At 54.7% G+C, this 9049-nt stretch carries 11 protein-coding genes; 6 read left to right on the forward strand and 5 right to left on the reverse strand.

Annotation, left to right across the window (positions count from 1 at the left end; translation table 11 throughout):
• Nucleotides 1-221: 221 nt before the first annotated feature.
• Both ACXJ5O_RS12450 and ACXJ5O_RS12455 read right to left on the reverse strand, forming a co-directional pair.
• Nucleotides 222-830, reverse strand: coding sequence for a PilZ domain-containing protein (locus ACXJ5O_RS12450; protein ID WP_271896453.1), 609 nt, complete (start codon nt 828-830; stop codon nt 222-224).
• 106 nt (nt 831-936) lie between these two features.
• Nucleotides 937-1578, reverse strand: coding sequence for a PAS domain-containing protein (locus ACXJ5O_RS12455; protein ID WP_457300157.1), 642 nt, complete (start codon nt 1576-1578; stop codon nt 937-939).
• Between the two features lie 301 nt (nt 1579-1879).
• On the opposite strand from ACXJ5O_RS12455, the gene ACXJ5O_RS12460 reads away from it, so the two are divergent.
• Nucleotides 1880-2614 carry a rhomboid family intramembrane serine protease gene (locus tag ACXJ5O_RS12460; protein WP_457300158.1) on the forward strand — a complete coding sequence of 245 codons (735 nt, stop codon included), beginning with the start codon at nt 1880-1882 and terminating at the stop codon, nt 2612-2614.
• Nucleotides 2615-2724: 110 nt separating this feature from the next.
• Nucleotides 2725-3156 carry a CBS domain-containing protein gene (locus tag ACXJ5O_RS12465; RefSeq protein WP_457300159.1) on the forward strand — a complete coding sequence of 144 codons (432 nt, stop codon included), beginning with the start codon at nt 2725-2727 and terminating at the stop codon, nt 3154-3156.
• A gap of 6 nt (nt 3157-3162) precedes the next feature.
• Here the strand turns inward: ACXJ5O_RS12465 and ACXJ5O_RS12470 are convergent, their stop codons facing one another.
• From ACXJ5O_RS12470 to folE, 3 genes are all read right to left on the reverse strand, one after another.
• Nucleotides 3163-4131, reverse strand: a complete 969-nt coding sequence (locus ACXJ5O_RS12470; protein ID WP_457300160.1) for a patatin family protein — start codon at nt 4129-4131, stop codon at nt 3163-3165.
• A 261-nt stretch (nt 4132-4392) separates the two neighbouring features.
• A complete protein-coding gene (gene hisI, locus ACXJ5O_RS12475) occupies nt 4393-4815 on the reverse strand; it encodes a phosphoribosyl-AMP cyclohydrolase (protein ID WP_457300161.1) in 423 nt (140 codons plus the stop codon).
• 17 nt (nt 4816-4832) lie between these two features.
• Nucleotides 4833-5459, reverse strand: a complete 627-nt coding sequence (folE, locus tag ACXJ5O_RS12480) for a GTP cyclohydrolase I FolE (RefSeq protein ID WP_112531326.1) — start codon at nt 5457-5459, stop codon at nt 4833-4835.
• Nucleotides 5460-5731: 272 nt separating this feature from the next.
• Here folE and ACXJ5O_RS12485 point away from each other — a divergent pair, with 272 nt between their 5' ends.
• The 4 genes from ACXJ5O_RS12485 to ACXJ5O_RS12500 all read left to right on the forward strand — a co-directional run.
• Nucleotides 5732-6178 carry an iron-sulfur cluster assembly scaffold protein gene (locus ACXJ5O_RS12485; RefSeq protein WP_112531327.1) on the forward strand — a complete coding sequence of 149 codons (447 nt, stop codon included), beginning with the start codon at nt 5732-5734 and terminating at the stop codon, nt 6176-6178.
• 4 nt (nt 6179-6182) lie between these two features.
• Nucleotides 6183-6548, forward strand: a complete 366-nt coding sequence (yidD, locus tag ACXJ5O_RS12490) for a membrane protein insertion efficiency factor YidD (RefSeq protein WP_457300162.1) — start codon at nt 6183-6185, stop codon at nt 6546-6548.
• Between the two features lie 137 nt (nt 6549-6685).
• A complete protein-coding gene (thrS, locus tag ACXJ5O_RS12495; RefSeq protein WP_457300163.1) occupies nt 6686-8674 on the forward strand; it encodes a threonine--tRNA ligase in 1989 nt (662 codons plus the stop codon).
• A gap of 97 nt (nt 8675-8771) precedes the next feature.
• On the forward strand, nt 8772-9049 hold a 278-nt coding region (locus tag ACXJ5O_RS12500), incomplete at its 3' end, for a GNAT family N-acetyltransferase (RefSeq protein ID WP_457300164.1).

Genomic DNA, 9049 nt, shown 5'->3' on the forward strand with positions numbered 1-9049 from the left:
GTGATATATATTGTATTTCTGCAAGTCAAATACGATTAAGCATTCATTTATTCGAATATTGATTGCTTTACGATGGTTTAATGCCTGATCGCTGATGAGCGATACCTCGCCGAAATTCGGCGGCAATTTTGTCAAAAAAATATCCGGGATGTGAAAAAAATCACGGCGGAATGCAGCCGATTTCGTCGGGTTGGGCGAATTTATCCAGGGAGCATGGGGTTTTACCCTTCGAAGGCAATATCGATCGCTTCGCGGCTTTGCACTGTTGCGAATTCGATTGCGATGCCTTCTTCGAAATGACGCACGACACGGCCGCGCATGGAACCGAGAATAACCTGGCTGTTCAGGGCAGGGCGCATGCGCAATTCAACGGCCGCTCCCGATATGGAGAGGTCGAGGATACGGCAAGGATATTGCCTGCCATCGGCCATCGACAGCGTCGTGATGGGATTGCGCGGCGCAACGCGTTGGTGACGCCGGTCTTCCGGCATGTCCAGTTCATGTTTATTGGCTAGCCACGTGAGTTGTGCGGCGATCTTGTTCTTCTTGCGATCCGATGCGGTCAGCGAAACTTGAAACCCGCCATTGACCATGCGCTCGATAGTGCCTTCAACGCGGCCGATATGGTCAATGTAGGCAACAACCCGCTCGCCATTGTTCGCCATCACATCCGTGGTGATGATGACATCGCCGGGCGACATTTCATCGATCTGGCAGACATGCTCGGTACGATCCTCCAGCATGAAGCGACCATATAGTTGCACTTTCACGCTATAGTACTTGCCCGCGGCGGCAAGATTGGGGCTCGAAACGTCACGGTACAATTGCATGAAGGCTGTCCAGATATGGGAATCGACAGTGTCTGATGCTGAAATATTACGTCACAAGTCTTAACGCGAAGGTAACGATGCTGGCTGTTGCTTAGAAATTGCTAACCTAACTGCTGATTTTTCCGCCATCGAATACGACCAGATGCCCGACCTTGCGGCTGATGATCGTCCGCGTGGCGGGCAGGGTTGTGGATGCCATATTCTCCGGAACTGTAAGAATGGAATCACTGGGCAAACTGCGCGCCGGGTAACGCGGATCGATGATCGAAATCGATTGGAGGCGGTTTTCGACGATAGGATCGGATTCGAGCCAGAAGGGCCTGCCGAGGGAGATGATCATCCCCATGAGATGCCGTTCATTGGCCTCGCTGGCGAGTGGCAAAAGAATCAATTCGAACAGGGCTCGGCGGCCACGAGTACTCTTACCTTCGTAAGTCAGTTGAATGACGGATTTGTTCGTCATGCTGTTCTTGATGAGCCGTACGATATTGCTTCGGTCTTTTATCTGCCAGAGAGAGGCAAACGACGCGCCCCTCAATTCCCGGCCATAGACCGAACATATGCGTGTTCCGGCGAGGCGGAAGCGCGGCTCACCCGGTCCGACTGTCTGGGCGATAAAGGTATCGGCGAGATATTTCCTGATCGAAGCGGGTGCAATCTCCCGGCGCTCCGGCGCGGCGCGGGTGCCGCGCAGCCTGTTCCAATAGGCAAAAAGCTCGCTTGTTCCATCATGCCGCATAGGGTTCATCTGCTTTCGGCGCTCAACGCGATTCTTCTTGTCGTCCGGACTCTGTCACTGACAATCTGCTGGCGCCACCAAAGATGGCGTAGTCTCCACCGCGGCAGCCGATTAAGGTTAACAAGTGGTTTCGATTGAGCCGCGAGCCGCGCTGTGAGACAGTGCTTTCACTAGAGTTTGCATGATCAACTATCCTGAAATTCGAGGCCGCCCAGACCCACTGAGCGGCCTTTTTTCTGTTTATGGGGCTTTGCACCTGAGACCCGAACCAGATAGCGTTCGTCATTAGCAACAAAGGTCATGAACAAGAATGAACGATCCAGCGGATATCCGGAACCGGTCCACAAGGGGCGAGCCGATCTTCAATATTCCGGGTGTCATATTGGCCATCATGGGCCTATGCGGCATCGTCTTCGTTCTAGAAACCTATGTCCTGAGCGATGAGCAGAACAATGAATTTCTTTTGAATTTTGCTTTCATTCCAGCCCGTTTTTCAGAGTATGGCGGGTTCACGTCACCAGCCGCTTGGCTGACAACCGTGACCTACTCACTGATGCATGGGAGCATCGCCCATATAGCGCTTAATATGATCTGGCTGGCTGCCTTCGGGTCACCACTGGCGGCGCGGATTGGTCCGTTGCGGACGACCCTGTTCTGGATCGTAACGTCGATCGCTGCGGTGATGACGCATTTTGCTGTCTATCCAGACAGTATAGCGCCTTTGGTGGGTGCCTCAGGCGCAATTTCCGGCATGATGGGTGCGGCGGCGCGCTTCGGTTTCCGCCGCTCCCCCTTGCGCAATTCGGCGGCCTTTGTCGGCGATATCCTACCTATCGGGGTGGCGCTTCGCATGCGAACCGTCCTGACCTTCCTCGGTGTGTGGTTTGTCACCAATATTCTTACCGGAATGCTCTCCGTTGGCGTCGATAGTTCTGCGACAATTGCCTGGGAAGCCCATATTGGCGGCTTCCTTGTCGGCTTCCTGGGCATTTCCTTGTTCGACAGGCGTGACAATGGTCGAATGGATCCGGAATTGATGGTATAATTGCAAAATAGTTGCAATAGGCAGCGCATACGCGCACCATGAATTAGGTCATCGGATGTATCCGGGGGATGATACGGTGGTCGAGAAGCCAATGTGCAAGGAGGATGTACATGACTGTCAAACTGATTCTCGAACGAAAAGGCTATGATGTATTCAGCACGACGCCGGAGACGACGCTCGGCGATGCAATTACGATCCTCGCAAAGCACAAGATCGGTGCAATTGTCGTTTGTGATGGGAACAATGCCATCAAGGGCATTTTGTCCGAACGCGATGTTGTCAGGCAAATTGCCGCCCAGGGCGCCGATGCCTTATGGAAGCCGATTTCGGAAAGCATGACCATGAAGGTCAAGGTCTGCAGTGAGAAGCACACGATTAATCAGGTCATGGAAATCATGACGCAAGGCCGGTTTCGCCACCTGCCCGTGGAAAAGGACGGTCATTTGCACGGGATCGTCTCGATCGGTGACGTCGTCAAACTTCGTATCGAGGAAGTGGAGCGCGAGTCGGAAGAGATTCGCAGCTATATCGCCACTGCCTGAAGCGGTTCAAAAAACGAGTTTTTGCATGCGCTCCAGTTCGCCTACACGTGCCATGGTTTCTTCATAACCGAGTTTGATCGCTTCGTCGGCACGATGGAATTCAGCGAGACCAACATGACCGATCTTCGGCATCAGCATGATGTCAGGCGGATCGCCTGCCATGCGTGCACGTGAAATCCGGTCCTGAATTATGTTGAACGATTCCATCATGACACCGGTAATGCCCAGCCGCTTGGAGTAGGATGGATGCGCGCGTGCGGCTTCGCCATCGACCAAACCAGGATTTGGAGCTTCCGCTGCATGCTTGATGACAGCGGCTCGGCCAAACTGGTCATAGTGCAGGTTGACGGCGACAACCAGTGGATGCTCGTAAGACCGGCAGACCGCGACGGGAACCGGGTTTACCAGTGCACCATCGACGAGTGTCCTGCCATTGCATTCGACAGGTTCGAACACGCCGGGCAAGGCATAGGAAGCCCGCATCGCGGTTATCAGGCTGCCTCGTGTCAACCAGATTTCATGACCGGTATTGATCTCGGTGCATACGGCAATAAAGCGCTTTGGCAGATCTTCAATAGCGAGTTCTTCGAGGTGCTCGCGCAGGCGGCGATCGAGTTTCATGCCGCCGAAAAGGCCGTTGCCCCGAAAACGCAGGTCGAGCAGGCTGAAAAGGCCTCGCTTGGTCAGGCTGCGGGCAAAATCCTCAAGCTGATCAAGCTTGCCGCCCAGATAGCAACCGCCAACAAGGGCGCCGATCGATGTTCCGGCAATCATGGAAATTTCTATGCCAGCCTCATCAAGGGCACGCAGTACGCCGATATGCGCCCAGCCGCGAGCGGCACCGCCACCAAGAGCGAGCGCAATAGGTGTCTTGCTGTCCCGAGGCTTTTCCGGTGTGATTACTGGCACATCCGGAGTGTTATCGATACCGATCGGTTCTACCGCGCGCATCCGGCGCGATGCCCATTCGAGCATGGCATATACTCCTGAAACACTGCTCTTTCATTATTCCTTTGTATTGGTATCCAAAGGATGAATATTGCGGATTTGTGACCCATTAGCCAACCAATGAAATGGGATTACAAAAGACGATGATGGCGGTTGCGAGGCATAGAGGTTTTCCTGACCATTATTGTCCGTATGGCTAGGTCGTGAATGCGTTATGGGGTCGAAATGGTGTGAGGCCATCTTTTCGGATACAAGGAGCTGTAGTGGTTTCATGGCCCAGGAAGGCCTCTACTTTGTCTCTAACTGCATTACCAATGATGACGTTCCATTCGTCGTGACGATCTGACGATAAAAGCACGAGCGGCGTCCGGTGTGGCAGGTGGGGCCATCGCCGGCGACAGTTACTTTCAGCCACAAGGCATCTTGGTCGCAGTCCGTGCGCATTTCGATTACCGTCTGCAAATTTCCGGATGTTTCGCCCTTTTTCCACAGGGACTTACGTGAGCGCGACCAATAATGTGCGATGCCGGTTTCCAGCGTCAATTTCAGCGCATCGGCATTCATGTGCGCGACCATCAGCAGTTGGCCGTCACGGGCATCTGTAACGACCGTCGTTACCAATCCGGACGCATCGAAGCGCGGTGCAAACACCGCGCCTTCTTCATTGTCATGTTTGTCGCTCAGGGAAGCGGAGAACAAATCGTTCGGCATAATACCAATTCTGGAAACTAACGGCCCCTGACGAGTGTCATGAACCGTACCTGCTCGTTGATTTCAGTCTTGAACGATCCGGTAAAGGTCGTCGTGGTGGTCGTCGAACCGGCTTTGCGGATGCCGCGCATAGCCATGCACATGTGTTCCGCCTCGATCATGACCGCAACACCGCGCGGGCGCAGCGACTCCTGGATTGCATTGGCGATCTGCGCTGTCATGCTTTCCTGTGTCTGCAGGCGGTGCGCAAACATGTCGACCACGCGGGCGATTTTCGACAAGCCAACGACCTTCTCGCCATCGGGCAGGTAAGCCACATGCGCCTTGCCGATGATCGGCACCATATGATGTTCGCAGTGCGAGAAGAACGGAATATCCTGAATGAGGATCATGTCCTCATATCCGGCGACTTCCTCGAAGGTACGGCCGAGCACGTCGGCCGGATCCTGCGCATAACCGGAGAATAATTCCTTGTATGTGTTGGCCACTCGTTGCGGCGTATCCAACAGACCCTCGCGGTCCGGATTGTCGCCAGCCCAAAGCAGTAGCGTGCGAACGGCTGCTTCGGCTTCTTCCTGGGTGGGGCGTCGATTATTATCCTGCTTGGCGGCTGCCGATTGCAGGACTTTGATTATAGCATCCATCGCGATCTCCCGTAGCCGCCCTCAAAGGAGCGACGAGTTAAACGGCAATACACGATAGTCGCTCCATCGGAACGGACGGTGTATTGAAGGCGAGCTGGAAGACGTTTCCAGCCCCGACCAACACAATAACGCATCGCGAAAATTTAATACATGCGACTTTGTGCTGGTGCGCTCCAATACTATATAGAGATTGAAATCGGGATTCATAGGGTCAAAGCGATGCACAATGACGCGTTTGCGGTGAACACTGTGTCGAAAAACGGGCATTCATGATGATCAATGACGTCTACAACACGCGCATCCTGGAATTTGCCGGAAACATCCAGCGGCTCGGGCGTCTCGAGGAGCCGGATGCATCGGCGACTGCTCATTCAAAACTTTGTGGCTCGACTGTTACCGTCGACCTCAAGGTGGAGGATGGCGTCGTTTCAGATTTTGCCCATGATGTGAAGGCTTGTGCATTGGGGCAGGCTTCCTCGTCGATCATGGCGCGGCATGTCATCGGCGCGACGGCACAGGAACTGCGCGACGTCAGGGACCGAATGTTCAAGATGCTGAAGGAAAACGGTACGCCGCCGGAGGGCAGGTTCGAAGATCTGAAGTTTCTTGAGCCGGTGCGCGACTATAAAGCACGCCACAATTCCACGATGCTGACCTTTGATGCGGTGGTCGATTGCCTTGACCAGATCGAGAAGAAAAACGCCGAAGCCGCAGCCTAGACCGATGTGTGACGAACCGGCACAGGATCAAACGCCGAAGATTGCCAGCAAATATTCGCGTAACTGGCAAGGATCCTGGCGGAAAACACCAGGACGCTTGTTGGGAACAGGGCTGATCAGGCTCTACCAGCTCACCTTGTCCGGATTTATTGGAAATTCCTGCCGCCATATTCCCACCTGCTCGGAATATACTTACGAATCCGTCGCCCGCTATGGCCTGTGGACCGGAGGCTGGATGGGTCTCTTCCGGTTTGTCCGCTGCGGGCCGGGCGGCACACAAGGGCTGGATCCGGTCCCGACCGCACTGGACGGGCGTTTCGTATGGTATATGCCCTGGCGCTTTTGGAGCCTTCGTCGCCCTAGGTCTTGAATGATCACGTGATTGGCGTTGTGCTTTAAGTACTTTACGCCGGACAAAACAGCATTTAGAAGTGCGCCCGCCGGAGCGGTTTTCGGCAAGCTGGATACCACCCGCAATCGTTGGCGGGACTGGATAGGAGAAAATCGATGTCACAAACAGTTGCCAAAACTGTATCCATGCAATTCCCCGATGGCTCGAAGCGCGAATATGACGCTGCCATGACCGGTGCGGAACTTGCTGAATCCATTTCCAAATCGCTTGCCAAAAAAGCTGTCGCCTATGCGGTAGATGGCACTGTGCGCGATCTGTCCGATCCGTTGCAGGGTTCAGGTGCGATCGAAATCCTGACGCGCGACGACCCGCGCGCGCTGGAGTTGATCCGGCATGATTGTGCCCATGTTCTCGCTGAGGCTGTGCAGGAGTTGTTTCCCGGAACGCAGGTCACTATCGGACCGGTGATCGAGAATGGCTTTTACTACGATTTCGCGAAGAACGAACCATTCACGCCGGATGATCTGCCGGTGATCGAGAAGAAGATGCGGGAGATCATTGCCCGTAACCAGCCGTTCACAAAGGAAATCTGGTCACGCGAAAAAGCGCGCAAGGTTTTCGCCGAGAAGGGCGAAGCCTATAAGGTGGAGCTCGTCGATGCTATTCCCGAAGGCCAGGATCTGAAGATCTATCGCCAAGGCGATTGGTACGATCTTTGCCGCGGCCCGCACATGGTATCGACCGGCCAGATTGGCAATTCCTTCAAGTTGATGAAGGTTGCGGGAGCCTACTGGCGCGGCGACAGCAACAATCCCATGCTGAGCCGTATCTATGGGACGGCTTTCAACAATGATGCCGATCTCAATTCCTATCTTCACATGCTGGAAGAGGCCGAGAAGCGCGATCACCGCCGTCTCGGCCGCGAAATGGACCTGTTCCACTTCCAGGAAGAGGGGCCGGGCGTTGTATTCTGGCATCCGAAAGGCTGGAAGATGTTCCAAAGCCTCGTCAGCTACATGCGACGCCGGCTGGACAGCCATGGTTACAGTGAAGTCAATGCACCTCAGGTGCTCGACAAATCGCTGTGGGAGACGTCCGGTCATTGGGGCTGGTACCGGGACAATATGTTCAAGGTCACGGTCGCCGGTGACGAGACCGATGACGAGCGTGTGTTTGCGCTGAAGCCCATGAACTGTCCCGGCCATGTCATGATCTTCAAGCATGGGCTGAAATCATACCGCGATCTGCCGGTGAAGCTTGCGGAATTCGGCAACGTGCATCGCTATGAGCCTTCGGGCGCCCTGCATGGCCTGATGCGCGTGCGTGGCTTCACGCAGGACGATGCGCATATTTTCTGCACCGACGAGCAGATGGCGGCGGAGTGCCTGCGCATCAATGATCTGATCCTCACGACCTATGCCGATYTCGGATTTGAAGGCATCACGGTGAAACTATCGACGCGTCCCGACAAGCGCGTCGGTTCGGATGAGTTGTGGGACCGTGCCGAAGAAGTCATGGGCCAGGTGCTCAAGACGATCGAGGAACAGTCGGGCGGGAAGATCAAGACGTCGATCAATCCGGGCGAGGGTGCCTTCTACGGTCCCAAGTTCGAATATGTGCTGCGCGATGCTATCGGGCGTGACTGGCAATGCGGCACGACGCAGGTGGATTTCAACCTGCCGGAGCGTTTTGGCGCTTTCTACATCGACTCCACGTCGGAGAAGAAGCAGCCGGTTATGATCCATCGCGCTATTTGCGGTTCGATGGAACGTTTTCTCGGCATCCTGATCGAAAACTATTCGGGTCACATGCCGCTATGGTTTGCGCCGGTGCAGGTTGTGGTTGCAACGATCACCTCCGAAGCCGATGAATATGGCAAGCAGGTCGCCAAGGAACTGAAAGCCGCCGGTCTGCAGGTCGTCACCGACTTCCGCAACGAGAAGATCAATTACAAGGTGCGCGAGCATTCCCTGCAGAAGGTTCCGGTCATACTTGTTTGCGGCATGCGCGAAGCCGAGGAGCGTTCCGTCAATATGCGCCGCCTCGGTTCGCAGAACCAGACCTCGCTGAAGCTGGATGATGCGATCCAGCAGCTCAGGAGCGAAGCGACACCGCCGGACCTGTTGCGCGCGGCGGCCGAGTGATCTAAGCGAGCATGAAATATGACAGCGTGGTGGCTTCATCACGCTGTCATATAGTGTTGAGAAAATCTAAGCCGTTTCAATATTCTGCGGAGTCCATGTGCAGTTTCCAGAGCTTTCTTATGCCAACGACACGCAGACCCGCCTGACCCAATGGCTCATTCGGGCCATCGAAGGCCTTTCCGGTCGCGACTATTATGCCGGGCTCTATAATACATGGAGGAGCGACATCGTCCCCGCAGGTATCGATGTTTTCTGTCGCATGATGGATCTGATCAACATACGTCTCGATGTTCAGGACCAGTGGCCACCGCAAAATCTTCCCGATACGCCGTTGGTGATCATAGCCAACCATCCTTTTGGCATTGGCGACGGCAT

It is taken from the genome of Phyllobacterium sp. P5_D12, from assembly GCF_054049495.1.

Coding starts and splice junctions, on each gene's coding strand:
- ACXJ5O_RS12465 (WP_457300159.1), top strand. CDS start 2,725: ATGACTGTCAAACTGATTCTCGAACGAAAAGGCTATGATGTATTCAGC.
- ACXJ5O_RS12470 (WP_457300160.1), bottom strand. CDS start 4,131: ATGCTCGAATGGGCATCGCGCCGGATGCGCGCGGTAGAACCGATCGGT.
- ACXJ5O_RS12450 (WP_271896453.1), bottom strand. CDS start 830: ATGCAATTGTACCGTGACGTTTCGAGCCCCAATCTTGCCGCCGCGGGC.
- ACXJ5O_RS12455 (WP_457300157.1), bottom strand. CDS start 1,578: ATGAACCCTATGCGGCATGATGGAACAAGCGAGCTTTTTGCCTATTGG.
- yidD (WP_457300162.1), top strand. CDS start 6,183: ATGTGTGACGAACCGGCACAGGATCAAACGCCGAAGATTGCCAGCAAA.
- ACXJ5O_RS12485 (WP_112531327.1), top strand. CDS start 5,732: ATGATCAATGACGTCTACAACACGCGCATCCTGGAATTTGCCGGAAAC.
- hisI (WP_457300161.1), bottom strand. CDS start 4,815: ATGCCGAACGATTTGTTCTCCGCTTCCCTGAGCGACAAACATGACAAT.
- ACXJ5O_RS12460 (WP_457300158.1), top strand. CDS start 1,880: ATGAACGATCCAGCGGATATCCGGAACCGGTCCACAAGGGGCGAGCCG.
- folE (WP_112531326.1), bottom strand. CDS start 5,459: ATGGATGCTATAATCAAAGTCCTGCAATCGGCAGCCGCCAAGCAGGAT.